The organism is Nitrospirillum amazonense, assembly GCF_007828035.1.
Lineage (GTDB): Bacteria > Pseudomonadota > Alphaproteobacteria > Azospirillales > Azospirillaceae > Nitrospirillum > Nitrospirillum amazonense.
This window is the reverse complement of sequence record NZ_VITV01000002.1, coordinates 236,167-262,583: the sequence shown is the minus strand read 5'-3', so window position 1 is coordinate 262,583 and position 26,417 is coordinate 236,167. Positions and strand designations below refer to the sequence as shown.

The window sequence follows — 26,417 nt, the reverse complement described above, 5'->3', positions numbered from 1 at the left end:
CGGTGCGGAACACTACACTCCGCACCGCGTCATAAAGACCAATAAGGGGCAGAGGGCCCCGCTCCGTATAAACAAGGACGTGCCGAAATGAGCGATACGACGACACCGGCGGCCGGAAAGAAAACGGTCACCCTCACCGACAACCAAACCGGTAAGTCTTACGAATTCCCCGTCATGCACGGCACGACCGGCCCTGACGTGATCGATATCCGCAAGCTCTACGGCGACACCGGGTACTTCACGTACGACCCGGGCTTCACCTCGACCGGCAGCTGCGAGTCCAAGATCACCTTCATCGACGGCGACAAGGGCGTCCTGCTGCACCGCGGCTACCCCATCGAGCAGCTGGCCGAGAAGAGCGACTTCATGGAAGTCTGCTACCTGATGCTGCACGGTGAGCTGCCGAACGCCAAGGAGAAGAGCGAGTTCGAGCGCTCCATCACCTATCACACCATGGTGCATGAGCAGCTGTCGCAGTTCTTCCGCGGCTTCCGTCGCGACGCCCACCCGATGGCCGTCATGTGCGGCGTGGTCGGCGCCCTGTCCGCCTTCTACCACGACAGCACCGACATCGAGGATCCGCGCCAGCGCATGGTGGCCTCGCACCGCCTGATCGCGAAGATGCCGACCCTGGCCGCCATGGCCTACAAGTACTCGATCGGCCAGCCCTTCGTGTATCCGCGCAACGACCTGGGCTATGCTGAGAACTTCCTCAACATGACCTTCGGCGTCCCGTGCGAGCCGTACAAGATCAACCCGGTCATCGCCAAGGCGATGGACAAGATCTTCATCCTGCACGCCGACCACGAGCAGAACGCCTCCACCTCCACGGTGCGTCTGTCCGGTTCCTCCGGCGCCAACCCCTTCGCCTGCATCGCCGCCGGCATCGCCTGCCTGTGGGGCCCCGCCCACGGCGGCGCCAACGAGGCGGTGCTGAAGATGCTGGGCGAAATCGGCCACAAGGACCGGATCCCCGAGTTCATCGCCCGCGCCAAGGACAAGAACGACAGCTTCCGCCTGATGGGCTTCGGCCACCGGGTCTACAAGAACTACGACCCGCGCGCCAAGGTCATGCAGCAGACCTGCAAGGAAGTCCTGGCCGAACTGGGCATCAAGGACGACCCCCTGCTGGACATTGCGGTGGAGCTGGAGCGCATCGCCCTGGAAGACCCGTACTTCATCGAGAAGAAGCTGTACCCGAACGTCGACTTCTACTCGGGCATCATTCTGAAGGCCATCGGCTTCCCCACCAGCATGTTCACCGTGCTGTTCGCCCTGGCCCGCACCGTGGGCTGGATCGCCCAGTGGCAGGAAATGATCGCCGACACCTCGCAGAAGATCGGTCGTCCGCGCCAGCTGTACACCGGTGCCACGACGCGGGATTATGTCCCGGTCGAGCAGCGCTAAGGCATAGGCGGACGGGACGATGGCGGAGCGGGTTCATCCCAGCAATGGCGATAACGGGGCAGGCGGCAGCCGGTCCCACCCCCGCGCCCGCATCCTGCCCGCTCGTTCTCTGGAGGGCCACTTGCCGGCCAATGACAACCCCGTGCCCCCAGGCCGGCGGTTGAAGCGGCTGGCATGGATAACCTTCGCCACCCTGGGCGTGGGCCTGGGCATCGCAGCCACCGTGGTGTCCCTGCTGCACTGAGGGACAATGGCAAACATCTTCCCTGCTTCTGGAAAGGCCGTCCGGGTAACTGGACGGCCTTTTTCTTCATATCGTGCCGACCCACGTTTATCGTCATGCACTGCTGGCGTTGCCATCAGCGCATGCAATCGAAGCCCCCCGCAACAAAATCTGTCGCGCCGATGGCCGGAGCGTACGTCGAAGGTACAATCATGAGCCAAACCGTACACAGCGAATGGGGCTTGGCCGGCGTGGAGGCCTTGCGGGATCGGGTGGCGGTGCTGGTCATCGTCGATATCCTGTCCTTTTCCACGGCCGTCGATATCGCAACCAGCCGCGGCGCGGCCATCCTGCCCTTTCCCTATGGCGACACGGTGGCGGCCCAAACCGCCGCTGATGAGGCGGGCGCCGTGCTGGCGGCCCCGCGCAACGCCGGCGGCCAACTCAGCCTGTCGCCCCACTCCCTCACCACCATCACGTCCGGTACCCGACTCATGCTGCCGTCGCCCAATGGCTCCCGGCTTTCCCTGGCAGGCGACACAGCGAAGGTGCTGGCGGGCTGTCTGCGCAATGCCGCAGCCGTCGCACGACACGCCCACATGATGGCCGAGGGCGGCGACATCGCCATCATCCCGGCGGGTGAACGCTGGCCGGACGGCAGCCTGCGGCCGGCGGTGGAGGACCTGCTGGGCGCCGGCGCCATCATTGCTGCGCTGAACCTGTCGACCTCCGCGGAGGCCCGGGTGGCGCGCGATGCCTACAGGGCGGCTGGGCCGGACCTAGCCGACATCATCCGGGGTGGCCGGTCGGGCCGGGAACTGGCCGGCTGGGGCTACGCCGATGATGTGGACCTTGCCGTTGAGGTGGACGTCAGCGCCACGGCGCCGGTCTTGTGCGACGGCGTCTATCGGGCGGCATAGGCCCCCTCCATCGCCTGGGCCAACACCTCGAAGATGCGGGGGCTGTCGCACTGGGCGACGTTGAAACGCAGGAAGCCGTCGGCGGTATTGGTCAGGCTGAAGACGTCACCGGGCGCCAGCACCACCCCGCGCTCCAGCGCCGCGCGGGCCAACGCCACCGACGACACGCCCGGCGGCAGGGCCGCCCACAGGAACATGCCACCCCGTGGCTCAACCCAGGGCTTGAGCCCCAAGGCCTCCAGCTGGCGAACCGTACGTCCCATGGCGCCGGCCAGACGCGCGCGTACACCCTCCATATGCCGGCGATAGCTGCCGTCGGTCAGCAGCTGGTGGATGATGCGTGGATTGGTGGTGGCGTTGCCGAACGCCGTGGCCAGCTTCACGTCGGCGATGCCTTGGATCCAGTCATCCCGCGCCACGACATAGCCGCAGCGTACCGCTGCCGACAGCGTCTTGGAAAAGCTGCCGATGTGGATCACCCGCTCCAGCCCATCGAAGGCGGCCAGCCGGGGCGACGGCTCCGCCTCGAAATCGCTGAAGATGTCATCCTCGACGATCAGGATGTCGTGGGCCGCCGCCAGGGTCAGCAGCTTGTGCGCCACCGGTGCAGTCAGGCTGGCCCCGGTGGGATTGTGCAGGGCGGCGTTGGTGATGTAGAGGCGCGGCCGATGGGTCGCCGCCGCCTGGGCGAAGACCGCCAGATCCGGCCCGGTGGGGGTGTAGGGCACCGGCACGGCGCGGGCACGGTGGGCCGCCACCACGGTCTTGAAGTTGTAGTAGCAGGGGTCATCCAGCAGCACGACGTCGCCCGGTTCCAGCAGGTAGCGGCACACCAGGTCGATGGCCTGGCTGCCGCTGTCGGTCAGCAGTATTTGCTCCGGCGCCGCTGCGATGCCGCGAGCCGTGAAACGGTCGGCCAGATGGCGGCGCAGGGCCGGATAGCCCAGGGGGTTGTCGTAGTCCAAGAGGGCTGCCGATGGCGCCCGCGCCAGGGCACGGAAGGCGCGACGAATGGCCTGTTCCGGCATCCAATCGGCCGGCAGCCACCCGCACCCAGGCTTCAGCACGCCCTCGCCCGGCTCGAGGGCCTGGCGCATCAGCCACAGGGGGTCCACCGCCCGGTCCGGTGGCGGCTCCGCCCCGGCGAGCGCCGTGCCCATGAGCGCCAACGGCACCGCTCGCTTGGCGACGTAAAAGCCGGAGCCTGGGCGCGCCAGCAGCACGCCCTCCGCCACCAGGCGATCGTATGCTTCCACCACCGTGGACTTGGACACGCCCAGCCGCTCCGCCAGCACGCGAATGGAAGGCGCCCGGGCACCGGCCGCCAGCAGCCGACCATCCACCCGGGCATGGATCTCGGCCATGACCGTCTCCACCAAGGTCATGCCGGCAGAGGTTTCCATCGACTGTATCGCCATTTGGATCAGTACAGTTTGGTTGAACCGTACTGCACCATACCTTGTGGCCAGCCCCGGCGGAAGGCAGCATCGGCATCGTCACCAACCAGGATGCCCCGCCATGACGGACACCACCGTCCCCACGCCCCTTACAACGGCAACGCGGCAGCCGGCCGCAGGCTTCGTCTACGGCCTGATCGGCGTCATCATCTTCAGCGGCAGCCTGCCGGTCACGAAGATCGGCTTGGCCGGGCTGGACGCCAATTTCCTCAGCTTGGCGCGGGCGGCCCTGGCCGGCATCGTCGCCGCAAGCCTGCTGGCTGCGCTGCGTCCCCGGCGGCCCTCGGCGCGCGACCTGCCTGGCTTGGCGGTGGTGGCCGGGGGCGCCGTCATTGGCTTCCCCCTGCTGTCGGCCCTGGCCCTGCACTGGATGCCCAGCACGCACGCCGTCGTCTTCAGCGGCCTGTTGCCCATCTCCACCGCCGTCTTCGGCGCGCTGCGCGGCGGCGACCGGCCCCGGGCGGCCTTCTGGCTGTTCTCTTGTGCGGGTGCGGCGGCCATCGCGGCCTATGCCTTGGCGCCCGCCATCCTGGCCGGCGGCTTTCACCTGGCGCCCGGCGACGGGCTCATGATCCTGGCCGTGATCGTCTGCGGCCTGGCCTATGCGGAAGGGGCCCGGCTGTCGCGCCACCTGGGCGGCTGGCCCGTCATCTGCTGGGCGCTGGTGCTGTCCCTGCCCCTCATGGCGCCGTTAGCCTGGGCCACCTTCCCCGCCGACTGGCAGTCCGTACCGGCGAGCGCTTGGGTGGCGCTGGGCTATGTCACCCTGTTCAGCATGCTGATCGGCTTTTTCTTCTGGTATCACGGCCTGGGCCTGGGCGGCACGGCGGCGGTGGGACAGATTCAGCTGCTGCAGCCCTTTTGCAGCTTCGGCCTGGCGGCCCTGCTGCTGGGCGAACCCGTGGGTCCGGCCATTCTGGGCACGGCCTTGGTCGTGGTGCTGTGCGTGGCCGGCGCCCGGCGCGCCGCCCGGAGGGGTTAAGCATACTGGCATGAGCTTGGCTCATGCTGGCGATGGTGCGTCAGAGCCCTGTCTGCTCCGCCTCGCGCGCGCGGGTGTGGATCACCCGCATGACAACCTCAGCCGCGCGGCGGCTGGGCGGCGTATCACCTTGGCCCAGCCAGGCAGCCACTTCGGCCACGCCCTCGATCTGTTCCTGGCGGGCGGCGGGATCGTCCAGCAGGCGGCCCAAGGTCTCCGCCAGGCGCGACGGCCGGCATTCCTCCTGCAGCAACTCCGGCACCAGCATGCGGTTCAGCATGATGTTGACCAAGTTGACGAAGCGCACCTTGATCAGGCCGCGATAAAGCCGATAGGTCAGCGGGTGGATGCGATAGGCGATGACGGCGGGCAGCCGGGCCAGCGCCAGTTCCAGCGCCACCGTGCCGGACGCGGCCAGGGCGGCCTCGCTGGCGGCGAAGGCGTCGTACTTGTCCTGGTCGCCCTCCACCACCACGGCGGGCAGCGGCCAGCTTTTCACCGCCTCCTCCACCAGGGCCCTGGTGGCCGGCACCGTGGGCACGGCCGCCACCACGCGCGGCAGGCGCGGCGCCAGGATATCCAGCGCGCCCTTGAAATCAGGCAGCAGCTTGGTCACCTCGCTGCGGCGGCTGCCCGGGAGGATGGTGACGATCCGGGTGTCGGATTCCAGGTCGTGCTTGGCGCGAAAGCGGTCGGCGTCGCCGGCGTCGGCGCCGCTCTCCACGATGGGGTGGCCCACGAAGCTGCAGTCCAGGCCAGCCTTCTCGAAATAGGGGGGTTCGAACGGCAGCAGCGCCAGCAGATGGTCCAGAAACTTGGCGATCTTGGCGGCGCGCCCCGGACGCCAGGCCCAGACGGTGGGCGCCACGTAATGGATCAGGGGAATGTCCGGGTTGGCCTTCTTGACCCGGCGCGCCACGCGGAAGCAGAAGTCCGGCGCGTCGATGGTCACCACCGCCGCCGGCTTCATGTCCAGGATGGCCTGTTCCGTCTGCTTCATACGCCGCAGCAGGCTGGGCAGCTTGGGCAGCAGTTCCGCCAGGCCGAACAGGGCCAATTCCTCCATAGGGAACAGGCTTTTCAGGCCTTGCGCCTTCATGCGCTCCCCGCCGATGCCGGCGAAGCGGATGGCGCCAAATGTTTCCTGCTTCAGGGCCAGCATGAGCCGGCCGCCCAGCACGTCGCCCGACGGTTCCCCCGCGACGAGGAAGACCAAAGGCACATCCTCGTTCATACCGCCTCCGTAACGATACCGGTGACAAACAGGCCGGCGGCATCCGCCGCCTGGGCCACCTGTTCAGTGCCCAAGGTCAGGGTGCCGCCAGCCTCCACCGCGATGCCGCGGAAGCCATGGGCCGCCGCCTTCTGCACCGTTGTAACGCCGATGGTGGGCAGATCCAGGCGGATGTCCTGCTGGGGTTTGCGCATTTTGATCAGGATGGGGCCAGGCCCCTCGCGGCGCAGCCCGCCGCAGCGTTCGATCAGGGCGTCGGTGCCCTCGATGGCCTCAACCCCCAGCACCAAGCCCTGCTGCACCACCACCGCCTGGCCCACGTCCAGCAGGCCCAGGGTGCGGGCCACGGCCACGCCGTGGTGGATGTCGGCCTCGGCAGCGGCGTCAGGCGCCAGGGCGCCCATGGGGCCGGCGGGGCTCAGCAGCCCCTGCACCAGGGTTTGCACGGCCACGACGGCGAACCCCTCCTCCTCCAGCGTCGCCACCAGGGCGCGCAGGATGCCGTCATCGCCTAACGCCTTGGCGCCGATGCGGGCGAAGAACTTGGCGGCGAACCAGTCCGGCCGCATTTCGGCCAGGCTGGGCCGGCGCACGCGGCCGGCCAGCACGATCTCCCCCACGCCTTCGGCGCGCAGCCGGTCCAGGATGGCGCCGGCGGCGCCGATGCGGAAGGTCGCCTGGGGCACGTCAGGGGGCACGGTGGCGCCTTGGCCGTCGAGGGCCACGACGAAAACCGGGCGCCCCAGGGCGCGGCAGGTGTCGACCAGCCGGCTGGGCAGGTCGCCGCCCCCCGCCAGGATCCCCAGTTTTACGGGGGTGTCCGGCATCAGCGCGGCTGGCACAGGGCGCGGCCGCCACGGCCGCGGATAAAGGCCAGCACTTCCCCGACCACGGGCGTGGGGTGCGCGCTTTCCACCGCCGCCATGCGGTCGGCCAGCGTGCCTTCATGGCCGAAGATGCCATCAAAGGCGGTACGCAGGGCGTTAACATCCTCGCGGGTGAAGCCGCGGCGGGTCAGCCCCACCAGGTTCAGCCCCGCCAGGAAGGCGCGATCGCCCTTCACCAAGCCATAGGGAATGACGTCGCTTTCCACGCCCGACATGCCGCCGATCATAGCGTGGGCGCCGATGCGCACCCACTGGTGCACGGCCGAGAGCCCCCCCAGGATGGCGTTGTCCCCCACCTCGACATGGCCGCCCAGGGTGGCGTTGTTGGCCAGGATGACGTTGTCGCCCACGATGCAGTCGTGCGCCACGTGGGACGAGGCCATGAACAGGCAGCCATCGCCCACGCGGGTGACCATGCCGCCGCCTTCGGTGCCGATGTGCATGGTCACATGCTCACGGATCCGGTTGTTGCGGCCGATGATCAGCTCCGCCGGCTCCCCCTTGAACTTCAGGTCCTGGGGGGCGTGACCGATGGAGGCGAAGGGATACATGACGGTGCCGGCGCCCACTTGGGTGCGGCCTTCCACCACCACATGGCTTTTCAGATCGACGCCGTCCCCCAGCGTGACGTGGGCACCGACCACGCAGTAGGGGCCGATCTTGACCCCGGCGCCGATCTGGGCGCCGGCATCGACCACGGCGGTCGGGTGGATCACGGTCTCGCTCATCACGGATAAGGCCTAGCTGTCCATCACGATCATGGCGGCGTAGGTGGCCTCGGCGCACAGCTGGCCATCCACCCAGGCCTCACCCTTGAACTTCCACACGTTGCGGCGGTTCTGGATCTTCTGGACCTTGATCTCGACGCGGTCGCCCGGCACCACCGGGCGGCGGAACTTTGCCTCTTCGATGGACATGAAGTAGACCAGCTTGCCTTCCGCCGACTCACCCAGCGTGTGCATGACCAGCACGGCCGAGGTCTGGGCCATGGCCTCCACGATCATGACGCCCGGCATGACGGGCTTCTGCGGGAAGTGGCCGGTGAAGAACGGCTCGTTGATCGTGACGTTCTTGATGCCCGTGCAGCTCTCACCCGTGATGATGTCGACGATCTTGTCGATCAACAGCATAGGATAGCGGTGCGGGATCATCTGCATGATCCGCAGGATGTCCAAATCGGGTACCTTGCCAGGAACCTTCTGCTCTTCAGTCGTCACGTCCATCACCTTCATTCCTACCCCGCACCAGGCGGCCCAGCGCCGCTACCTGGCGCAACCATTGCCGCATGGGCACGGCCGGCGAACCGCCGACCTTTTCCCCCGGCCCCACGTCCCGCATGACACCGCTTTGTGCCGCGATCTGCGCGCCGGCGCCGATCTTCAAATGCCCCGTCACGCCGGCCTGTGCCGCCAGCACGACATGATGATCCAGCTTGGTGCTGCCCGATATCCCCGCCTGGGCCACGATGACGCAGCCGGCACCGAGGTGCACGTTGTGCCCGATTTGCACCAAATTATCAATCATACAGCCCCGTCCAATGACCGTGTCGGGCCCGGCCCCCCGGTCCACCGTGGCGTTGGCACCGATTTCCACGTCATCCTCGATCAGCACCCGGCCCATCTGGGGCACGCGCACGTGGCCGGCCAGGTCCATGGCGAAGCCGAAGCCGTCCTGGCCGATGCGGGCGCCGGGATATATCGTGACCCGAGACCCCAGGATGCAGTGGGTCAGCGAGGCATTGGCGCCGATGACGGTGTCGTCCCCCAGCCGCACGTTCACGCCGATGGTGGCGTTGGGGCCAATGCGGCAGCGGGCGCCGATGACGGCCCCCGCCTCCACCACCGCGCCCGCCGCGATGTCCGTCCCCTCACCCACCTCGGCGCTGGGATCGACATGGGCGCCGACGCTGATCGTCCCTGACGGGGCGGTCGCCGGATAGAAGGCCTGGGCGCACAAGGCGTAGGCCTTGTAAGGGTTGCGCGACAACAGCAGCGCCACGCCCGCCGGCGCCTTGGGCGCGAGCGCCGGATGCACCACCACCGCGCCCGCCCGCGTGGCGCTGAAGGCGGCCACGTATTTCTTGTTGTCCAGGAAGCTCAGCTGGCCCGGCTCCGCGGTATCCAACGCGGCGACGTCATTCAGCATCAGGTCCGGGTCGCTGCCCGGCGCCACCTCGGCGCCGGAGCGCCGCGCCAGCTCGGCAAGGGTATAGGGCCCGGCCCGGTTGAAGAAACGGGGATCGGCCATGGGAACGGCACCTTTCAACGGCAGCGACCGCGCCCGGACGCGCCATCCCGTCGAGAGGGCGCCCGGGTGCCGGTCAGTTCGGAACGTTGACCGTGATCTGCGGCAACGTGGCGTTCAAACGTGACAACACGGTGTTGGTGATGTCCAGCGCGTCGTCCGCCATGTAGATGATGTTGGAGCGCGGAATGACCAGCGTGAAGCCGTTCTCGCGCGCCACCTCGCCCACCACGCGCACCATGTTGTCGCGCAGTTGGGCGCTGGCGGCGGCGAAGGCGTTGTCCAACTGGCGCTTGCGTTCCTGCAGGCGCCGCTGCACCTCTGCCACCTGCTGTTCGAAATCCTTGCGCTTGGCGTCGAAGTCCTCCTGCCCCAGCTTGGTCCGCTGGCTGGCCAGTTCCTTTTCCGCCTGCCGCAGGAACTGTTCCTGCTGCGACTGCTCCGCCTGGAACTTCTGCGTCTGCTCGCTGTCCTGTCGCTTCATACTCTGCATGGCGGAGCACTTTTCCAGCAGGAACTGCACGTCGACCACGGCGATGTTCGTCACCGGCTTCTGCTGGCTGTCGCTAGCCACGGGCTTGGCCGCCGCCTTGGCCGGGGCTGCCGCCAAGGCGGCCTCCAAGGGCGCCAAGCCCCCAAAACCAAGAACGAGGGCCGCCAAGGCGGCCCTCGCATGGGAAAGGCAAACGGCCGGGGGTGTGGTGCGGCGTGCGAACGCCATCTTGTCCCGTCCCTTCGTTCTTAGAACTGCGAACCGAAGCTGAAGCGGAACTGCTGAATGCGGTCGTAGCTCTTCTTCATCCACGGATAGGCCAGGTCGATGCGGATGGGGCCGAACGGCGACTTCCACGACACGCCCACGCCCGAGGAGGCGCGGAACGCGAACTCGTCATGGAAATCGTCACCCGGCAACGGCGACTCACCGCTCTGGTCCAGGGCACCGATATCGGTGAAGACGTGGAAGTCCACGCCCAGTTCCTCCGGCAGGCCCAGCGGGAAGGTGACTTCCGATGTGCCGCGCACCAGCCGCTTGCCGCCCAGGGCGTCGTTGCCGCCGTTGCTGCTGAAGGCGCGGGGGCCGACGCCGGCCACCTGGAAGCCGCGCAGGGTATCGCCACCCAAGAAGAAGCGGTCCTGAATGCGCACGAATTCGCCGCCCAAGCCCAGGATGTAGCCGATTTCACCTTCGACCTTCAGCACGACATTGCTGAACAGCGGGAAGTAGATGCCCGAGGTCAGACGGTTGCGCAGGAAGTGCACGCTGCCACCCAGGCCCGCCACCTGGTTGGTGACGGTGAAATAGTAGCCGGAGGTCGGCTTCAGGCGGCTGTCACGGGCATCGAACGTCAGGGCCGACTGGACGGACGAGGTGGTCGTCGCGCCCACCTGCTCCTGCACAAAGCGCGTGGTTTCATAGGTGATGTCGCTGATCCGGGTGTGGGACAGCGTGTAGGTCACCAGTTCGCGCAAGCGGTCGGAGATGGGGAAGCCGGCACGGATGTCGAAGCCCGTACTGGACATGTCGTAGCTGTAGGACTCTTCCGTCGTGTTGGCGTTGCGGTCCGTGCGGAACAGGTCCACGCCCATCGCCAGATCCCGGTTCATGAAATAGGGATCGGTGTAGGAGATGGTGAATTCCTTGGAGTAATAGGACCACATCGTCGAGAAACGGATGTCTTGGCCCGTACCCAGGAAGTTGCGCTGGCGGATCGAGAAATCGATCAGCGCGCCTTCGGTGGTGGAGTAACCCAGGCCCACCTGGATTTCGCCGGTGGACTGCTCGCTGAGGTCGACGGTCAGCACCGCCTGGTCGGGCGTGCTGCCTTCGCTCGGCTTGATCTTGACCTCGTCGAAGAAGCCCAGATCCTTCACGCGCTGCTCGGAGCGCTTGACCTTGGAGGCGTTGAAGGGGTCGCCTTCGGCCAGCAGCAGCTCGCGCCGCACCACCTTGTCCAGGGTGATGAGGTTGCCGTTAATGTCGATGCGCTCGACGAACACGCGCGGGCTGGGGTTGATCTCGAAGTGCAGGTCGACGGTCTGCGTGTCGGCGTGGCGTTCCTCATTGGGATCCACCTGCACGAACGCGTACTGCTGGTCGCCCAGCTTGTCCTGCAGCTTGTTGATCGTGCTTTCGATCTTGTCGGCGTTGAACCAGTCGCCTTCCTTGGTCTCGATCACCTCCCGCAGGGGGGCCAGATCGATGTCCTTGATGGCGCTGGTCAGTTCGATCTTGCCGAACTTGTAGCGCTTACCCTCGTCCAGAGCCATGGTGATGAAGAACTTGTCGCGCGACGGCGTCAGTTCCGCGACCGACGACATCACTCGGAAATCGGGGTAGCCGTTGCGGAAGTAGAAGCGGCGGATCTGTTCCTTGTCATAGGCCAGACGATCGGGATCGTAGGTGTCGTCGCTGGACAGGAAGCGCCACCAACGCGATTCCTTGGTCACCATGACGTCACGCAGTTCGCTGTCGTCATAGATGTTGTTGTTGATGAAGCTGATCAGCTGCACGCCGGTCAGCGGGCCTTCGTCGATCTCGAACACGAGGTCGACGCGGTTCTGTTCCAGCTGGACGATCTTGGGTTCGATGCGCGCGGCGAAACGGCCGTTACGGCGGTAGACGTCCAGCATGCGCTGCACGTCCTGCTGCACGCGGGACCGGGTGAACACCAGGCGCGAGCGCAGCTGGACTTCGGACTGCAGGTCCTCGGTCTTGACGCGCTTGTTCCCTTCGAAGACCACGCGGTTGATGATCGGGTTCTCGACCACGGCCACCACCAGGGTGTCGCCGTCGCGGCGCAGGGTCACGTCGGCGAACAAGCCGGTGGCGAACAGGGCCTTCAGCGATTCATCGATCTTGTCCGGATTGAAGGCATCACCCTGCGACACGACCAGGTAAGAGCGGACCGTGGCCTGCTCGATACGCTGGGTGCCTTCGACGCGGATGTCCTTGATGACGCCACCGGACAGGATCTCCTGAGCCCAGGCACCGGACGAAAGAGCGACAGCTGACGTTGCGGTGGTGCCGGCGATAGCCAGGCACAGCGCCGCTACTCTCGAAACCGAACCCAATTATTTCCCCCGGTCAAACTTTGGAAATCAGAGACTTAACGAAGCTGCCCACGCCAAAGTGGATCAGATCGTTCCAAGTGGCGAAAATCATGAGACTAAGTACCAAAGCCAGGCCGATCCGGAAACCATATTCCTGAGCGCGCTCGCCCAGGGGACGGCCCCGCAAAGCTTCCAGGCCATAGTACATAAGATGCCCGCCGTCCAGCATGGGGACGGGGAAGAGATTGATCAGGCCCAGGTTCACCGACAGCACGGTCATGAACCAGATGACCTGGACCAAGCCCAACTGCGCCATCTGCCCGGACATCTGCACGATGCGCAGCGGCCCGCCCAGATCCTCGGTGCCATGGCTGCCCGCGATCATTTGACCCACGGCGTCCAGCGTGCCGGTGATCAGGGCCCAGGTCGCCTTGCACGCCGCCCACACGGCGTTCAGCGGGTCGCGGCGGTGGTATTCGTCCTGCCCGCGGATGACGCCCAGGCGGCCGATGCGGCTCTTGTTGCCGAAGCGGTCTTCCGATTCCACGGCGCGCGGCGTGACGCGCAGATCCATCTGCGCGTCGCCGCGCTGCACCTTCACATCCAGCGTCACATCCGGATTGAGGGCGATGATCTGCTGCAGATCCTCGAACCGCTCGATCTTGTGGCCGCCCAGTTCCAGCACGCGGTCGCCCGCCTGCAGGCCGGCCACCGCGGCGGCGCTGTCGGGCTCCACCTGTTGCAGCACGGCGGGCGTGTAGGGCTGGCCGTAGAACATAAACAGCAGCGACAGGGCCACGATGGCGAACAGGAAATTGGCCATGGGGCCCGCCACCACGATGGCGGCGCGCTGGCCCACCCGCTTGTAGTGGAAGGATACCGCGCGCTCTTCCGGCGTCATGGAGCGGGTCTCGGCGCCGGGCCGGCTGGCGGCATCGGCGTCACCGAACATCTTCACGTAGCCGCCCAGCGGGATCAGGCTGAACTTCCAGCGCGTGCCGGCGCGGTCGTTGAAACCCCAGATTTCCGGACCGAAGCCGATGGAGAACACATCCACCCGCACGCCGTTGCGGCGCGCGATGTAGTAATGGCCGAACTCGTGCACGAACACGAGGACGGTCAAGACCACCAGGAAGGTGCCCCCATAGGTGCTGGCGTAGTTCACGATCTGATGCATCGTCCCAAACTCCAATAACACCCCCTCCTTCAGGGCTTCCCCGCCTCAACCCGCCTTACGGCGCGAAAAACTGGGACACGCATGAGAAGAGGGCCTGTTTGCCTGGTCGCGATGGTGCGCCGCGTTGGTGAACAAAACGTCACCGGCAGCGGCTTCGCAACCTGGCCGGCAGGCCCCGGTCATCCTTGAACGGCCGGGACCCCCGTTTCCTATCGCGCCTGAATCGCTTCAGCCGCAACCCGCCGCGCAACGGTATCGACTTCGCGCACATCGTCCAGTGAATTAAGGCGGGAATGCGGCACCGTCGTCATCGCGTGCTCGACAATACGCTCGATATCCAGGAAGCCGATGCGGCCATCCAGGAAAGCGGCCACGGCCACCTCATTGGCGGCGTTCATGACACAGGCGGCGCAGCCGCCGGCCCGCATGGCCTCGCGCGCCAGGCGCAGCGCCGGGAACTTCTCCGGATCGGGCGCGTAGAACTCCAGATGGCCGGCGGTCACCAGATCCAGGCGATCACCCGGGGTGGCGATGCGGCGCGGCCAGCCCAGGGCCACGGCGATGGGCGTGCGCATGTCCGGCGTGCCCAGCTGCGCCAGGACGGAACCATCGACATATTCCACCAGGCTGTGCACCACCGACTGCGGGTGGACCAGCACGTCGATCTTATCCTCGGGCATGCCGAACAGATGGTGGGCCTCGATGACCTCCAGCCCCTTGTTCATCATGGTGGCGCTGTCGACCGAGATCTTGGCGCCCATGTCCCAGGTGGGGTGGGCCACCGCCTCCTTCACCGTGGCACGGGCCATGTCCTCGCGCGTCTTGTTGCGGAAGGGGCCGCCCGAGGCGGTCAGGATCAGGCGGCTCACGCCCTCCACCCGCTCGGAGTCGAAGACCTGGAAGATGGCGCTGTGCTCGCTGTCCACCGGCAGCAGGGTGGCGCCATGGCGCTTCACCTCGGCCATCATCAGCGAGCCGGCGCAGACCAGCACCTCCTTATTGGCGAAGGCCACGGTGGCGCCGCGGCGGGCGGCGGCCAGCGTCGGCTCCATGCCGGCGGCGCCGACGATGGCGGCCATGACCCAGTCCGCAGGCCGCGCGGCGGCTTCCACCACCGCCTGGGCGCCGGCGGCGACCTCGATGCCGGTGCCGGAGAGCGCGTCCTTCAAGGCCGCGTAGTGGGCCTCATCCGCCACCACGGCGGCCTTGGCGCGCAGCTCCTTGGCCTGGCGGGCCAGCAGGTCCACGTTCTTGCGGGCGACCAGCGCCTCGACCTGGTACTTCTCCGGATCGGCCGCGACCAGCTCGACCGTGTTGCAGCCCACCGAGCCGGTGGAGCCCAGGATGGTCACCGTGCGCGCGGCGGGAACGGCGGCGGCCGCCGCCTCCGCTGCCCCCCTCTTGGGCGCCGCAACGGCCTGCAGGGAACTCACCACCATGACCCATTCTCCCCAATCAGGGCGTGGAACAGCGCGAACACCGGCGCCGCCATGACCAGCCCATCAATGCGATCCAACAATCCGCCATGCCCGGGGATCAGCGAGCCGCTGTCCTTCACGTCGCACCGGCGCTTCATATACGATTCGAACAGGTCGCCTGCCTGGCCCACCACCGCGATGACGGCCGCCACCAGGGCGCCGGCGCCGGGCGAGGACACGGTGGCCAGCGGCGACAGGGCCAACCCTACCAAAGCCGCGGCCGCCATGCCGCCCAAAAGGCCCGCCCAGGTCTTCTTCGGACTGATGCGTGGCGCCAGCTTGGGGCCCCCGATGGTGCGGCCGGCGGCATAGGCGCCGATGTCGGTGGCCCAGATGGCCAGCAGCAGGAACAGAAACAGCCAGGGGGCGTCAGGGCCCGCCCGGTTGCGGATCCAGTCCAGAGCCAGACAGCCGCCGCCGACGTAAGGCACGATCAGCGCGAACAGGATGGGCGCCGGCAGCCGGCCGGCCTCCCCCCCCTCGTTGGCCCCCGCGCCCTCCGCCTCCGGCACGCGCGGATGACCGCCAGCGGCGGCCCACCACAGCAGCGCTGTCTGCGCCGCCAGCAGAACCAGGCCGTACAGCGGCCCGGCCACGAACTCGCCACTGAGGGTGACCAGGATGGTCATCAGCCCCATGGTCGTGGCCCAGGGCTGGCGCCCCGGCACCACCAGGCGCAGCCATTCCAGACCGGCGATGACGGCGACCGCCACCAGCACCAGCTGGAAGACGATGCCGCCCAGCCACACGGCCACCAGGACCGGGGGCCCCAGGACCAAAGCGGAGAAGATACGGGTCTTCAGATCACCCGGCAGCTTGGCCAACAGCCCTTCAGCGCGTTCCAACCGTTGCCCCATACCGGCGGTCGCGCCGATGGAATTCCTGGATGGCGTCATCCAATTCCTGGCGACCGAAATCCGGCCACAGCGTTTCCACGAACACCAGCTCCGCATAGGCCATCTGCCACAGCAGGAAATTGCTGATGCGCTTTTCCCCGCTGGTGCGGATCACCAGGTCCGGATCGGGGATGTCCTGGGTATAGAGCGAGGCGCCCAGGCTTTCCACCGTCACCTGGTCGGCCGCCATGCGCCCGGCCTTCACCTCTTCCGCCAAATGGCGGGCGGCGTTGGCGATTTCCTGGCGCGAGCCGTAGCTGAGCGCCATCACCAACGTCAGGCCGGTGTTGTTGGCCGTCAGGGCCTCGGCGTTCTGGATCAGCGTGACGATGTCGGGCGCCAGGCGCGACCGGTCGCCGATGATGCGCAGCCGCACGCCGTTCTTGTGCAGGGTGGCGATCTCCCCCCGCAGGTAGAACCGCAGCAGGTGCATCAGTTCGCTGACCTCGCCCTCGGGCCGGCTCCAGTTCTCGGACGAGAAGCTGAACAGGGTGAGGTAGGACACGCCCAGTTCCCGCGCCGCCTCCAGCACACGCCGCACCGCCTCCACACCCTTTTTGTGGCCGGCGGTGCGGGGCAGGCCCCGGCGCGTCGCCCAGCGCCCATTGCCATCCATGATGATGGCGATATGGGCGGGCGGGCGGACGTTCAGGGGCACTGCGGCACCGGACATGGGACTCTCGAAGAAACAGGAACCGGGACGGGTAGAAATGAAAGCGAACCTGGGACGCCACCTCAGATCTGGGTGATGTCCTTTTCCTTGGCTGCGAACGCCTCATCGATCTTCTTGATGTGCGCGTCGGTCAGGGCCTGCACCTTGTCCGACCACGTCTTGTGCTCGTCCTCGGACAGGTCACCGTCCTTCTGCAGCTTCTTCAGGTGGTCCATGCCGTCGCGGCGCACATTGCGCACGGCGACGCGGGCCTGCTCGGCATACTTGTTGGCCACCTTCACCAGTTCCTGGCGGCGTTCCTGGTTCAGGTCCGGGATCGGCACGCGGATGGTGTTGCCGTCGGTCTGCGGGTTCAGGCCCAGGCCGGCCTCGCGGATGGCCTTCTCGGTGGCCTTCACCATGCTGCGGTCCCACACCTGCACGGTGATCAGCCGGGGCTCAGGCACGCTGACGGTGGCGACCTGGTTCAGGGGCATGCTGGAGCCGTAGGCCTCCACCTGCACCGGATCCAGCAGGTTGGCCGACGCGCGGCCGGTGCGCAGGCCGGCAAATTCCTTGCGCAGGTTGTCAACGGCGCCATCCATGCGCCGGCTGATGCCATCGATATCGGGGGCGGCCACGTTCAAGCCTCTTCTTCCGTAATGATCGTGAAATGACCCCTTCCATCCATGACTTCGGCGAAACCGCCTTCCTGATGGATGGAAAAGACGAGAATAGGAATGTTGTTCTCACGCGCCAGCGAAATCGCCGTCGCGTCCATGACCTGCAGGTCGTTGGACAGCACGTGTAGGTAGCTCAGGGAACTCAGGCGCTCGGCCGTGGGATCCTTCTTGGGATCGGCGGTGTAGACGCCATCCACCTTGGTGCCCTTCAGCAGGGCCTCGCAGCCCATTTCCGAGGCGCGCAATGCCGCGGCCGTGTCGGTGGTGAAGAAGGGGTTGCCGGTGCCGGCGGCGAAAATCACCACCCTGCCCTTTTCCATGTGGCGCACGGCGCGGCGGCGGATGAAGGGCTCACACACGCTGGCCATGGGGATGGCGGACTGCACGCGGGTGGGCACGTCGATGCGCTCCAGCGCGCTCTGCATGGCCAAGGCGTTCATGACGGTGGCCAGCATGCCCATGTTGTCGGCCGTGGCGCGTTCCATGCCCGACGCGGCGCCCGAGACGCCACGGAAAATGTTGCCGCCGCCGATGACCAGGCAAACCTCGACACCCATCTGGACGACGGTCTTCACCTCGTTGGCGACGCGGTTGACGACCTTCTGGTCGAGACCGAATTCACGGTCCCCCATCAGCGCCTCGCCCGAGATTTTCAATAGCACGCGTTTGTATCGGGCAGCCACGGGGTCAGGTCCTCTCGCCAGTTGGTGGGCCCGGCGGCAAGCCGGGTTGGGAAGCCACGAGTGTCCGGGGTCAGATCCGGGTTAGCTCTACTGCAAACTTGCCCCCGCCGCCAAGTCTGGCGTTGCGGGAGGGCAGCACAACAGAGCCCCGAATTGTGCCGTCAAAATGACGCCGGGTCCGAGGCACACGAAAGAGCGGCGCGGACGATCACGCCGGCGGCCACTCTACTCACCTGGAATTGTCAGGAAAATCGCCATCCGGGGCTGACACAGAAATGGTGCCGGGGATGGCCGGGGGGCGCCGCCATGGTGGGAGCACCCAAGAAACCGGCGCGCCCATCACTGGACGCGCCGGTCATACTCAACTCAAGTCGGCTGTGGGATCAGCGCGCCATCGAGGCCACTTCGGCCGCGAAATCGCTCTCTTCCTTTTCGATGCCGTCGCCCAGCACGAAGCGCACGAAGCCGGTCAGCTTCACCGGGGCGCCCACGTCCTTGGCGGCATTCTCGACGACCTTGCGGATCTTGGTCTCCTGGTCGATGACGTAGGTCTGCTCCAGCAGCACCACTTCCTCGTAGTACTTGCGCAGGCGGCCTTCCACCATCTTCGCGATGATGTCCTCGGCCTTGCCGGAGGCGCGGGCCTGGTCGGCCAGCACGTTGCGCTCACGGTCCAGGGCGGCGGTGTCGACGTCGGCGATGTCCAGGGCTTCCGGACGGGCGGCGGCGATGTGCATGGCGATCTGGCGGCCCAGCTCCTGCAGCTTGGCCTTGTCGCCGGTCGACTCCAGGGCCACCAGCACGCCGATCTTGCCCAGGCCGCCGGTCAGGGCGTTGTGGACATAGGTGGCGACGACGCCGTCGGTGACCGACAGGCGGGCGGCGCGGCGCAGGTTCATGTTCTCGCCGATGGTGGCGACCAGGTGGGTCAGCTCTTCCGCGACGGTGCGGCCGTTACCGAAAGCCTGGCCCTTCAGGGACTCGACGTCGGCATCGGCCAGCGCCAGCTTGGTCACGCCGGACACCAGGGCCTGGAACAGGTCGTTGCGGGCGACGAAGTCGGTCTCGGCGTTGATCTCGACGGCGGCGCCGACGGTGCCCTGGGAGGCGACACCGACCAGGCCCTCGGCGGCGACGCGGCCGGCCTTCTTGGCGGCGGCGGCCAGACCCTTCTTGCGCAACCAGTCGACGGCGCCCTCGATGTCGCCGGCGACCTCGTTCAGGGCCTTCTTGCAGTCCATCATGCCGGCGCCGGTCTTTTCGCGCAGCTCCTTAACGAGCGCAGCCGTAATCTCAGCCATCTTCGCCTCTCTCATCGCGTCAGGGCGGACGGGCGTCCGCAGGGATTTTGATCAGGGATCGGAGGGACGTCGCCGTCCGCATCCGGAAATTCGTGGGGTCGCCACCCCGGCGGGGGGCCACCCATATGACAGCCGCCCCGAAGCGGGGCGGTGGTCGGCCGGGGGCGGGATGGTTTGACGCACCCCGGGGACCCGGACAGTCCAAGGGCACCGCCCCCGGACAGCAAGCCGGCCGGACCGGACCCCCGTGAACGGAGCCCCGGCCCGGCCGTTCGCTTAAGCCTTAGGCCTCGGCCGCGACTTCGGCTTCCTCGGCGGGGATCTCTTCCACCGGGGCCTCTTCCGAAGCGCCGACGTCGATGCCCGACGCGGCCATCTCAGCGTGCAGGCCATCCAGCACAGCGCCGGAGATCAGCTCGCAGTACAGCTCGATGGCGCGCAGGGCGTCGTCGTTGCCGGGGATGGGGAAGGTCACGCCGTCGGGGTTGCTGTTGCTGTCCAGCACGGCCACCACGGGGATGCCCAGCTTGTTGGCTTCCTGAACGGCCAGCGACTCCTTGTTGGTGTCGATGATGACCAGGATGTCCGGCAGGCCGCCCATCTCCTTGATGCCGCCCAGCGCCCGCTCCAGCTTGTCGCGGTCACGGGTGCGGTTCAGCAATTCCTTCTTGGTCAGGCCGGCGATCTGGCCGCCCAGCAGCTCATCCATCTCGCGCAGGCGCTTAATGGACTGGGAGATGGTCTTCCAGTTGGTCAACATGCCGCCGAGCCAGCGGTGGTTGACGTAGTACTGGCCGCAACGACCGGCAGCCTCGGCCACCTTCTCCTGGGCCTGGCGCTTGGTGCCGACGAACAGGACGCGGCCACCGCCGGCCACCACGTCACGCACGGCCTGCATGGCGCGGTGCAGCATGGGCACCGACTGCTCCAGGTCGATGATGTGCACGCCGTTGCGCACACCGAAGATGTACGGGGCCATCTTCGGGTTCCAGCGACGGGTGTGGTGACCGAAATGCACGCCGGCTTCCAGCAGCTGGCGCATGGTAAAGGTAGGCATAGCCATGAAACGGAACCTTTCTCCGGTTTGGCCTCCGTGGGCAATGCCCCTCGGCCACCTGGCCTTGAGACACCGGAAGCGGACCGCCCAGATAATAAGGACGCCCCGCAAGCCCACGTGTGGGATTGACGATGGCCGGTGTGATACTCCGCCGCCCCGGCGATTTCAACCCCGAAGCGCGGGCGCCCGCCCTGCGGGAACGAAAGGGGTCCCCCGCGCCGGGCGCTTGGCAGTGCCGGGCCCCCACGCCTATGGTGCGGCCCATGTTCGCCCCCACCGACCTTCCTGCTGAGCCCCCCCTGGCGGAGGCCCGCGCCGCGCTGGCCCTCAGCTATGCCGACCTGGGCCTGGCACCGCCGGCGATCACTGCCGTCGCCGCCGACGCCCTGCCGGACGTGGTGCGCCCGCGCCTGGACCATGTCGACGGCATGACCGCGGCCCTGGCCCGTCACGCCGGCGGCCCGGTCAGCGTCAATGTCCAGGCCCGCACCCGCGACCAGGGCCCCGGCCTTGATCGCCTGCGCAGACTTGTCATCCTGGCGGCGCGCGCCGATGGCCGCCCGCTGGCCCTGGGCCTGCTGAGCGTCGACATGCTGGCCCTGCCCCCGCCGGTGGCGGCGGAGGCGCTGGCGGAAAAGACGCCCTTCGGCACCCTGCTGTCCGATGCCGGCCTGCCCTTCCTCAGCCGGCCGCGGCTGTTCTTCACCCTGGCGGCCGACGCGGCACTGGTCCGCCTGCTGGGCGGGGCGGAAGGCGAGGCGCTCTATGGCCGCCTAGCCCACCTGGCCCTCACCCTGCCCGGCGCCGAGCGCCCCGTGGCCCGGGTGGTGGAAATCCTCAGGCCCTGAAAATCCTCAGGCCCTGAACAGAGTCACAGCAGCGCCGGCAGTTCCTGCCGCAGCAGGTCCAGCACCATCCGCACCTTGGGCGGCACCTGCCGGCTGACGGGATAGAGCGCCTGCAGGTCGAAGCCCGGCACCGTATACCCGGGCAGCAGCGGCACCAACCGGCCCGCCGCCACATCCGCCGCGCACACCGGCGCCTGCAACACACCGATACCGGCCCCGCCCAGCAGCAGGGCGTGCGCCGGCCGCCAGTGGCCGAGGCTCATGCGTATCCGTATCGGCGCGGCGATGGCGGTCCCGTCATCGACCACCAGGGGCAGCCGGCCGTTGGCGAACAGGCCGCCGACCCGCACGAAGTCATGACCGCCCAGGTCCTGCGGCCCCGCCGGGGCGCTGTGGCGCGTTATATATTCGGGCGCGGCCACCAGCAGGCGGCGGACATGGCCCAAGGGCCGGGCGACGAACCCGCCCTCCCCGCTGTCCCCCAAGCGCAGGGAGAGGTCCACCCCCTCCGTCACCGGGTCCACGACGCGATCATTCAGCACAAGATCGATGTCGAGTTCGGGATGCGACTGGCGCAGGCGCAGCAGGATAGGCGGCAGCAGCACCTCGCCCACGCCATGGGGTGCCGCCAGGCGCAGGGTGCCGCGCAAAGGCTGGTCCCGGCCCACCGCGGCGACCGCGTCGGCCGCCGCCTCCAGGGTCTGCCGCGCGCGTTCATAGAAGACGGCGCCGGCATCGGTCATGGACAACGAGCGGGTGCTGCGCAGCAGCAGGCGGCTGCCCAGATGGGCCTCCAGCCGCTCAATGCGTTCGCTCACCGCCGGCTGGCCCATGCCGAAGTCGCGGGCGGCGGCCGACAGGCTGCCCCGCTCCACCACCCGAACATAGACGCGCATGGCCATCAGCAAATCCATGGAGACCATTCTATCGGATTTTCCGATGAAAATAATCAGAAGACCGCGCCTACCGACCAATATGCCGATGGCCGACACAAGGGAGCCCTACATTCCAAGGACTTCCCCATGAGCGATATCCGCCTCTACTTCTTCCAGTCCGGCACACAGCACTGCAAGACGCACGACATCCGCATGAATCAGGGCGGCGGCGCTGACTATGAGATCCCGGTGCCCTGGTTCCTGCTGACCCACCCCAAGGGCAACGTCCTGCTGGACGGCGGCCTGGCGGCCGAAGGGCTGCCGGATCCACGCGGCTACTGGGGCGACACGGTCGACCTCTTCCGGCCGGTGATGACGCCAGAACAGGGATGCGTCGCCCAGCTGGCGGCGCTGGGCCTGGCCCCGGGCGGCATCCGTTATGTCGCGCTGTCGCACCTGCATTCCGACCACACCGGCGCCATCGGCCGTTTCCCCCACGCCACCCACATCGTGCAGCGGCGGGAATATGAATACGCCTTCACCCCCGACTGGTTCGCCGCCGGCGCCTATGCCCGCCGGGATTTCGACCGCCCCGGCCTGGACTGGCGCTTCCTGGAGGGCGACGCCACCGATGGCCTTGACCTGTTCGGCGATGGGACCTTGCGCCTGGTGTCGACCCCCGGCCATTCGGTGGGCCACCAATCCTTCCTGGTCACCCTAACCCACAGCGGTGCCTGGCTGCTGGCGGCCGACGCTGTGTACACGCTGGACCATTGGAACGAGAAAGCGCTGCCGGGCTTCCTGGCGTCGGCCGTGGACACCGTCCGGTCCGTGGCCAAGCTGCGCGCACTGGCGGAGCGGACCGGCGCCACGCTGGTGCCGGGCCACGACCCGGAGGTGTGGCCCCGCTTCCGGTTGGCGCCGGGCTATTACGACTGACGCAGGAAATCGGCGATCAGCCGGGCGATCAGGTCCGGCGCGTCCTCCAGGCAGTAGTGGCCCACGCCGGGTAATTCATGCACGGCGGCGGCCGGGAACAGGTCGCGGAACAGCGGCAGGAAGTGCGCCCCCTGCAGGGTGCGGTCCGCCATCCCCCAGATGGCCAGCGCCGGCCTGGCGCGAATGGCGCGGATGGCGGCCGCGTCCGGCGCTTCGAACCGGTGCGCGCCGGTGGCGAAGCCCTTGGCCCAGCCGATGGCACCCAGGCAATCCGCCGGCGTGGCGAAGGGCGCGCCATAGGCTGCCAGCCAGGCATCGGTGATGAGGCTGTGGTCCTCGAAGCCGTTGAGTTTCAGCGTGCTGAGGATGGTGTAGCCCAACTGGCCCAGCACCGTTTCCAGGCTGCCGTCCGCCTGCGCCTTGAGTATCCACTGGAACCAGGGCGCCGTCGCGGCATTGGCCAACAGCCGGTCAACCTGGTCGGCTTGGCCGAAGGACACGGGGCCGTTGGTCGAGATCACCCGCTTGATGCGATCCGGATGGCGGGCGGCCAGCCCCATGCCCATCGGCCCGCCGAAATCGTGCAGCACCAGGGTGATGTCGCGCAGGTCCAGCGCCAGGACGAAGCGCTCCAGATTGTCGATATGATCCTGCAGCCAATAGCTGCGGTCCGGCGGCGTGGCGCTTTTGCCGAAGCCCATGTGGTCGGGCACCACCACGCGGTGCGTGGCGCTCAACGCGCCAATCAGATGGCGGAACAGGTAGCCCCAGGTGGGCTCCCCATGCAGGCACAGCACCACATCACCCTGCCCTTCGTCCACGTAGTGCATGGCGAAGCCCGGGGCGTCGGTGACATGGGGGGCGAAGGGAAAGGTGCCGTCGAAGGTGGCATCGGCGGGAATCATGGTGGTCGCTCCGATATGGTTTCAAGTTAAAACCATACGAGGCATAACGCTTGAGGTTTTAACTTGCAACCTCTATATCCGAACCATCATCGGCAGGAGGGAAAACCGCCATGGTCAAGCGTACCAGCCACCAGGACTCGCTATGCGGCGTCGCCCGGCCGCTGGACGCCATCGGCGACGGCTGGTCGCTGCTGATCATCCGCGACGCCTTCGACGGCCTGCGCCGCTTCGGGGAGTTCCAGAAGAGCCTGGGCCTGGCCAAGAACATCCTGGCCGCCCGCCTGCGCACCCTGGTGGACCATGGCATCCTGCAGGCGGTGCCGGCTGCCGACGGCGGCAGGCATCAGGACTATGTGCTGACGGCCAAGGGGCGCGGCCTGTTCCCCGTGCTGGTGGCCCTGCGCCAATGGGGCGAGGATCATTTCTTCAGGGCCGATGAGCCCCATGTGCGCCTGGTGGACAAGCGCGCCGGCCTGCCCCTGCGCCGCCTGGAACCCCAGGCCCATGACGGCACCCCGCTGGCACCGGAGGACACCGTGGTACGCTTTCCGGGGGAAAATCCCTAAACCCTGCATCGCTTCTGCACAAAAGGCCGCTTAAGCTGCGGCAACGACGAGGCGATGGGGTGGACATGGCGACGGACGGCACAATGGCGGCGACCGCACAGACGGCGGACCGCGTCCCAAACGTTTTCCTGATCCGCCTGGTGGTGGCCCTGGTCCAGGCCGCGGGCCTTTACCTGCTGGCGGAGGCGGCGACCAAGCCGGCGACCTGGCCCGCGACCGTGCCCGACCTGTTCACGCCCCTGCTGATGGTGTTCTCCCTGGTCCCCCTGCTGATCCTGCTGGGGGCGGGCCAGATCACCCGGCGGCCGCTGGCGCTTTGGATCCTGGTCGCGACCGTGATCGTCGCCGGCCTCGGCTATCATGCCGCAGCGCGCTTGCAAAGCTCCCTGCCCGCGATAGGTATGTCCCTGCTGCTCGGAAGCCAATTCGATTTGATATACGTGGCCGGCGGCCTGTTTATCGCCCACACGCTGGTGGTGGACGCCATCATCGAGCGGCGTTGGCGTCCCAGCTATCCGCGCCATTTTGACACGGCCTGGAAGCAAGGGGTACAGGCGGCCCTGACCGTGGTCTTCGTGGCTGTGTTCTGGGGTGTGCTTTATCTCGGCGCCGGCCTGTTCAATCTGCTGAAGATCACCTTCTTCGAACGGCTGATCCAACACGACTGGTTCGCCATCCCCGCCACCACCTTGGCCATCGCGGGCGCCGTGCACATCACCGACGTGCAGCCCGCCCTGATCCGGGGTGCCCGCGCCCTGGCGCTCACCCTATTCTCTTGGTTGCTGCCGCTGCTGGCGGTTATCGTCGTGGGTTTCCTGGGCAGTCTGCCCTTCCTGTCCCTGCAGCCGCTGTGGCAGACCCATTTCGCCACCCGCCTGCTCATCATGGCGGCGATACTGCTGATCTTCCTGATCAACTGCTGCTACCAGGATGGTGCGGTGGAGCGCACCGCCATCGCCGCCAAGCGCTGGGCCGGCACCGTGGGAGCGCTCGCGCTTCTGCCCCTGGTGGCGCTGGCCGCCTGGGCGCTGGGCTTACGGGTCGGACAATACGGCTGGAGCGTGCAGCGCGTGGTGGCGGCGGCCCTTATCCTGGCCCTGGCCGTCTATACCGCCGGCTACGTCCTCGCCGTGGTGCGCGCGCCCAATCCGCGCGGGGCCCAGTGGCTGCGTTTGCTGGAGATCACCAACCATGTCTCCGCCCATTTGGTACTGATCCTGCTGCTGGCCCTGCTGACGCCTGTCGCCGATCCCGCCCGGCTGATGGTGGCCGACCAGATGGCTCGCCTGCGGGCAGGCACCCTGCCCCCTGAGAAGCTGGATCTGGTCGCCTTACGCTTCGACGGTGCCCGTTGGGGCCAGGCGGCGGTGGAATCCTTGCGCACCGCGACCGACAGCCGCTGGAGCGACGAGCAGCGGGAATCCCTGCACTCCGCCGCAGCAGCCGTGCTGATCAGGAAGGACCGCTACGCCGCCCACGGCGACCGGCCGTCGACGGCAATGGAGCTGCGCCAGTATGTAACCGTCTATCCGGCAGGCCGTACCTTGCCTGCGGGCTTCATCAGCGCCTATATGGCAAGCGGGCACGTCCGCAACGGCAACGGGTGCGCCCGTGGGGATGCCGAATCCTGCAACGCCTTCCTGGTCAGGCTGCAACCGGATCTGCCTGAGGCTGTGATCATGCAGGAGAACGGGTACAGCGACGCCCTCCTGTATCAACCGGACGAGGCGGGTACCTGGCATCTCACCGGCAATCTCATGCTCGCCCCTGGTTGCCGATCCATGCGCGATGCATTGAAAAATGGCCAGATCACCCCGACACCCCATGTCTTGCCGGACCTTATGGTGGGCGGCATCCGCCTGACCATCACGCCGGCCAGCAACAAATGCCCCGAATAGGGACTGCTGGCTGACGGGTCAGGAACATCCCCGCCGCCAATCCGCTTCTGACAG

The 26,417-nt window shown here is 67.3% G+C and carries 26 protein-coding genes; 8 read left to right on the top strand and 18 right to left on the bottom strand.

What is annotated here, in order from left to right; all coding sequences use genetic code 11:
* Positions 1–87: 87 nt before the first annotated feature.
* The 3 genes from gltA to FBZ87_RS05170 all read left to right on the top strand — a co-directional run bounded on the left by gltA (position 88) and on the right by FBZ87_RS05170 (position 2,550).
* A complete protein-coding gene (gene gltA, locus FBZ87_RS05180; protein ID WP_145609293.1) occupies positions 88–1,407 on the top strand; it encodes a citrate synthase in 1,320 nt (439 codons plus the stop codon).
* A 19-nt stretch (positions 1,408–1,426) separates the two neighbouring features.
* Positions 1,427–1,651 (top strand): hypothetical protein, encoded by a 225-nt coding sequence (locus FBZ87_RS05175; RefSeq protein WP_145609292.1) that lies wholly within the window; start codon positions 1,427–1,429, stop codon positions 1,649–1,651.
* Between the two features lie 191 nt (positions 1,652–1,842).
* Entirely contained in the window at positions 1,843–2,550 is a 708-nt protein-coding gene (locus FBZ87_RS05170) for a 2-phosphosulfolactate phosphatase (RefSeq protein ID WP_145609291.1), read from the top strand.
* Here FBZ87_RS05170 and FBZ87_RS05165 read toward each other — a convergent pair.
* On the bottom strand, positions 2,535–3,953 hold the full coding sequence (locus tag FBZ87_RS05165; protein ID WP_246134243.1) for an aminotransferase-like domain-containing protein: 1,419 nt from the start codon (positions 3,951–3,953) through the stop codon (positions 2,535–2,537). The two genes, FBZ87_RS05170 and FBZ87_RS05165, sit on opposite strands and share 16 nt — an antisense overlap.
* Positions 3,954–4,068: 115 nt before the next feature.
* Between FBZ87_RS05165 and FBZ87_RS05160 the strand changes: the two genes are divergently transcribed.
* Positions 4,069–4,989 (top strand): DMT family transporter, encoded by a 921-nt coding sequence (locus FBZ87_RS05160; RefSeq protein WP_145609289.1) that lies wholly within the window; start codon positions 4,069–4,071, stop codon positions 4,987–4,989.
* Positions 4,990–5,029: 40 nt separating this feature from the next.
* On the opposite strand, the gene lpxB is transcribed toward FBZ87_RS05160, so the two are convergent.
* The 15 genes from lpxB to rpsB all read right to left on the bottom strand — a co-directional run bounded on the left by lpxB (position 5,030) and on the right by rpsB (position 20,338).
* Positions 5,030–6,223: a lipid-A-disaccharide synthase gene (gene lpxB / locus FBZ87_RS05155; protein ID WP_145609288.1), complete on the bottom strand. Its 1,194-nt coding sequence runs from the start codon at positions 6,221–6,223 to the stop codon at positions 5,030–5,032.
* Positions 6,220–7,050 carry an LpxI family protein gene (locus tag FBZ87_RS05150; protein ID WP_145609287.1) on the bottom strand — a complete coding sequence of 277 codons (831 nt, stop codon included), beginning with the start codon at positions 7,048–7,050 and terminating at the stop codon, positions 6,220–6,222. The genes lpxB and FBZ87_RS05150 overlap by 4 nt, the downstream gene beginning before the upstream one ends.
* Positions 7,050–7,838, bottom strand: a complete 789-nt coding sequence (gene lpxA / locus FBZ87_RS05145; RefSeq protein WP_145609286.1) for an acyl-ACP--UDP-N-acetylglucosamine O-acyltransferase — start codon at positions 7,836–7,838, stop codon at positions 7,050–7,052. Before lpxA ends, FBZ87_RS05150 begins: the two co-directional genes overlap by 1 nt.
* Before the next feature lie 12 nt (positions 7,839–7,850).
* Positions 7,851–8,333 carry a 3-hydroxyacyl-ACP dehydratase FabZ gene (gene fabZ, locus FBZ87_RS05140; protein WP_004273206.1) on the bottom strand — a complete coding sequence of 161 codons (483 nt, stop codon included), beginning with the start codon at positions 8,331–8,333 and terminating at the stop codon, positions 7,851–7,853.
* Complete coding sequence (gene lpxD / locus FBZ87_RS05135) at positions 8,317–9,357, bottom strand: UDP-3-O-(3-hydroxymyristoyl)glucosamine N-acyltransferase (protein ID WP_145609285.1); 1,041 nt, start codon at positions 9,355–9,357, stop codon at positions 8,317–8,319. Before lpxD ends, fabZ begins: the two co-directional genes overlap by 17 nt.
* Before the next feature lie 73 nt (positions 9,358–9,430).
* Positions 9,431–9,964 carry an OmpH/Skp family outer membrane protein gene (locus tag FBZ87_RS05130; RefSeq protein WP_186454587.1) on the bottom strand — a complete coding sequence of 178 codons (534 nt, stop codon included), beginning with the start codon at positions 9,962–9,964 and terminating at the stop codon, positions 9,431–9,433.
* 131 nt (positions 9,965–10,095) lie between these two features.
* On the bottom strand, positions 10,096–12,426 hold the full coding sequence (bamA, locus tag FBZ87_RS05125) for an outer membrane protein assembly factor BamA (RefSeq protein ID WP_145609283.1): 2,331 nt from the start codon (positions 12,424–12,426) through the stop codon (positions 10,096–10,098).
* Between the two features lie 13 nt (positions 12,427–12,439).
* Complete coding sequence (gene rseP / locus FBZ87_RS05120; protein WP_145609282.1) at positions 12,440–13,582, bottom strand: RIP metalloprotease RseP; 1,143 nt, start codon at positions 13,580–13,582, stop codon at positions 12,440–12,442.
* 209 nt (positions 13,583–13,791) lie between these two features.
* Positions 13,792–15,021 carry a 1-deoxy-D-xylulose-5-phosphate reductoisomerase gene (locus tag FBZ87_RS05115; protein WP_145609281.1) on the bottom strand — a complete coding sequence of 410 codons (1,230 nt, stop codon included), beginning with the start codon at positions 15,019–15,021 and terminating at the stop codon, positions 13,792–13,794.
* Positions 15,012–15,905 carry a phosphatidate cytidylyltransferase gene (locus tag FBZ87_RS05110; protein ID WP_246134242.1) on the bottom strand — a complete coding sequence of 298 codons (894 nt, stop codon included), beginning with the start codon at positions 15,903–15,905 and terminating at the stop codon, positions 15,012–15,014. Before FBZ87_RS05110 ends, FBZ87_RS05115 begins: the two co-directional genes overlap by 10 nt.
* On the bottom strand, positions 15,892–16,629 hold the full coding sequence (locus tag FBZ87_RS05105) for an isoprenyl transferase (protein ID WP_145609280.1): 738 nt from the start codon (positions 16,627–16,629) through the stop codon (positions 15,892–15,894). The genes FBZ87_RS05110 and FBZ87_RS05105 overlap by 14 nt, the downstream gene beginning before the upstream one ends.
* A gap of 62 nt (positions 16,630–16,691) precedes the next feature.
* On the bottom strand, positions 16,692–17,249 hold the full coding sequence (gene frr, locus FBZ87_RS05100; RefSeq protein ID WP_246134293.1) for a ribosome recycling factor: 558 nt from the start codon (positions 17,247–17,249) through the stop codon (positions 16,692–16,694).
* Between the two features lie 2 nt (positions 17,250–17,251).
* Complete coding sequence (pyrH, locus tag FBZ87_RS05095) at positions 17,252–17,974, bottom strand: UMP kinase (RefSeq protein ID WP_277907494.1); 723 nt, start codon at positions 17,972–17,974, stop codon at positions 17,252–17,254.
* Positions 17,975–18,357: 383 nt separating this feature from the next.
* On the bottom strand, positions 18,358–19,275 hold the full coding sequence (gene tsf, locus FBZ87_RS05090; protein ID WP_145609278.1) for a translation elongation factor Ts: 918 nt from the start codon (positions 19,273–19,275) through the stop codon (positions 18,358–18,360).
* Between the two features lie 283 nt (positions 19,276–19,558).
* Positions 19,559–20,338, bottom strand: a complete 780-nt coding sequence (rpsB, locus tag FBZ87_RS05085; RefSeq protein WP_040843524.1) for a 30S ribosomal protein S2 — start codon at positions 20,336–20,338, stop codon at positions 19,559–19,561.
* 257 nt (positions 20,339–20,595) lie between these two features.
* Between rpsB and FBZ87_RS05080 the strand changes: the two genes are divergently transcribed.
* Positions 20,596–21,180 carry a hypothetical protein gene (locus FBZ87_RS05080; protein WP_145609277.1) on the top strand — a complete coding sequence of 195 codons (585 nt, stop codon included), beginning with the start codon at positions 20,596–20,598 and terminating at the stop codon, positions 21,178–21,180.
* A 23-nt stretch (positions 21,181–21,203) separates the two neighbouring features.
* Here the strand turns inward: FBZ87_RS05080 and FBZ87_RS05075 are convergent, their stop codons facing one another.
* Positions 21,204–22,094: a LysR family transcriptional regulator gene (locus FBZ87_RS05075; RefSeq protein ID WP_145609276.1), complete on the bottom strand. Its 891-nt coding sequence runs from the start codon at positions 22,092–22,094 to the stop codon at positions 21,204–21,206.
* Positions 22,095–22,202: 108 nt separating this feature from the next.
* Between FBZ87_RS05075 and attM the strand changes: the two genes are divergently transcribed.
* Complete coding sequence (gene attM, locus FBZ87_RS05070; RefSeq protein WP_145609275.1) at positions 22,203–22,994, top strand: AttM family quorum-quenching N-acyl homoserine lactonase; 792 nt, start codon at positions 22,203–22,205, stop codon at positions 22,992–22,994.
* Here the strand turns inward: attM and FBZ87_RS05065 are convergent.
* Positions 22,985–23,899, bottom strand: a complete 915-nt coding sequence (locus FBZ87_RS05065) for an alpha/beta fold hydrolase (protein WP_145609274.1) — start codon at positions 23,897–23,899, stop codon at positions 22,985–22,987. The two genes, attM and FBZ87_RS05065, sit on opposite strands and share 10 nt — an antisense overlap.
* Positions 23,900–24,009: 110 nt before the next feature.
* Here FBZ87_RS05065 and FBZ87_RS05060 point away from each other — a divergent pair, with 110 nt between their 5' ends.
* Both FBZ87_RS05060 and FBZ87_RS05055 read left to right on the top strand, forming a co-directional pair.
* Positions 24,010–24,465 carry a winged helix-turn-helix transcriptional regulator gene (locus tag FBZ87_RS05060; protein ID WP_145609273.1) on the top strand — a complete coding sequence of 152 codons (456 nt, stop codon included), beginning with the start codon at positions 24,010–24,012 and terminating at the stop codon, positions 24,463–24,465.
* Positions 24,466–24,548: 83 nt separating this feature from the next.
* The gene (locus tag FBZ87_RS05055) at positions 24,549–26,363 is read left to right on the top strand and encodes a DUF4153 domain-containing protein (RefSeq protein ID WP_145609272.1); all 1,815 of its coding nucleotides are present in this window, start codon (positions 24,549–24,551) and stop codon (positions 26,361–26,363) included.
* Positions 26,364–26,417: the final 54 nt, after the last annotated feature.

Bases quoted from the DNA above. Each gene is read 5' to 3' on its own strand.
- gltA (WP_145609293.1), top strand. From the start codon at position 88: ATGAGCGATACGACGACACCGGCGGCCGGAAAGAAAACGGTCACCCTC.
- FBZ87_RS05175 (WP_145609292.1), top strand. From the start codon at position 1,427: ATGGCGGAGCGGGTTCATCCCAGCAATGGCGATAACGGGGCAGGCGGC.
- FBZ87_RS05170 (WP_145609291.1), top strand. From the start codon at position 1,843: ATGAGCCAAACCGTACACAGCGAATGGGGCTTGGCCGGCGTGGAGGCC.
- FBZ87_RS05165 (WP_246134243.1), bottom strand. From the start codon at position 3,953: ATGGAAACCTCTGCCGGCATGACCTTGGTGGAGACGGTCATGGCCGAG.
- FBZ87_RS05160 (WP_145609289.1), top strand. From the start codon at position 4,069: ATGACGGACACCACCGTCCCCACGCCCCTTACAACGGCAACGCGGCAG.
- lpxB (WP_145609288.1), bottom strand. From the start codon at position 6,223: ATGAACGAGGATGTGCCTTTGGTCTTCCTCGTCGCGGGGGAACCGTCG.
- FBZ87_RS05150 (WP_145609287.1), bottom strand. From the start codon at position 7,050: ATGCCGGACACCCCCGTAAAACTGGGGATCCTGGCGGGGGGCGGCGAC.
- lpxA (WP_145609286.1), bottom strand. From the start codon at position 7,838: ATGAGCGAGACCGTGATCCACCCGACCGCCGTGGTCGATGCCGGCGCC.
- fabZ (WP_004273206.1), bottom strand. From the start codon at position 8,333: ATGGACGTGACGACTGAAGAGCAGAAGGTTCCTGGCAAGGTACCCGAT.
- lpxD (WP_145609285.1), bottom strand. From the start codon at position 9,357: ATGGCCGATCCCCGTTTCTTCAACCGGGCCGGGCCCTATACCCTTGCC.
- rseP (WP_145609282.1), bottom strand. From the start codon at position 13,582: ATGCATCAGATCGTGAACTACGCCAGCACCTATGGGGGCACCTTCCTG.
- FBZ87_RS05115 (WP_145609281.1), bottom strand. From the start codon at position 15,021: ATGGTGGTGAGTTCCCTGCAGGCCGTTGCGGCGCCCAAGAGGGGGGCA.
- FBZ87_RS05105 (WP_145609280.1), bottom strand. From the start codon at position 16,629: ATGTCCGGTGCCGCAGTGCCCCTGAACGTCCGCCCGCCCGCCCATATC.
- tsf (WP_145609278.1), bottom strand. From the start codon at position 19,275: ATGGCTGAGATTACGGCTGCGCTCGTTAAGGAGCTGCGCGAAAAGACC.
- rpsB (WP_040843524.1), bottom strand. From the start codon at position 20,338: ATGGCTATGCCTACCTTTACCATGCGCCAGCTGCTGGAAGCCGGCGTG.
- FBZ87_RS05080 (WP_145609277.1), top strand. From the start codon at position 20,596: ATGTTCGCCCCCACCGACCTTCCTGCTGAGCCCCCCCTGGCGGAGGCC.
- FBZ87_RS05075 (WP_145609276.1), bottom strand. From the start codon at position 22,094: ATGGATTTGCTGATGGCCATGCGCGTCTATGTTCGGGTGGTGGAGCGG.
- attM (WP_145609275.1), top strand. From the start codon at position 22,203: ATGAGCGATATCCGCCTCTACTTCTTCCAGTCCGGCACACAGCACTGC.
- FBZ87_RS05065 (WP_145609274.1), bottom strand. From the start codon at position 23,899: ATGATTCCCGCCGATGCCACCTTCGACGGCACCTTTCCCTTCGCCCCC.
- FBZ87_RS05060 (WP_145609273.1), top strand. From the start codon at position 24,010: ATGGTCAAGCGTACCAGCCACCAGGACTCGCTATGCGGCGTCGCCCGG.
- FBZ87_RS05055 (WP_145609272.1), top strand. From the start codon at position 24,549: ATGGCGGCGACCGCACAGACGGCGGACCGCGTCCCAAACGTTTTCCTG.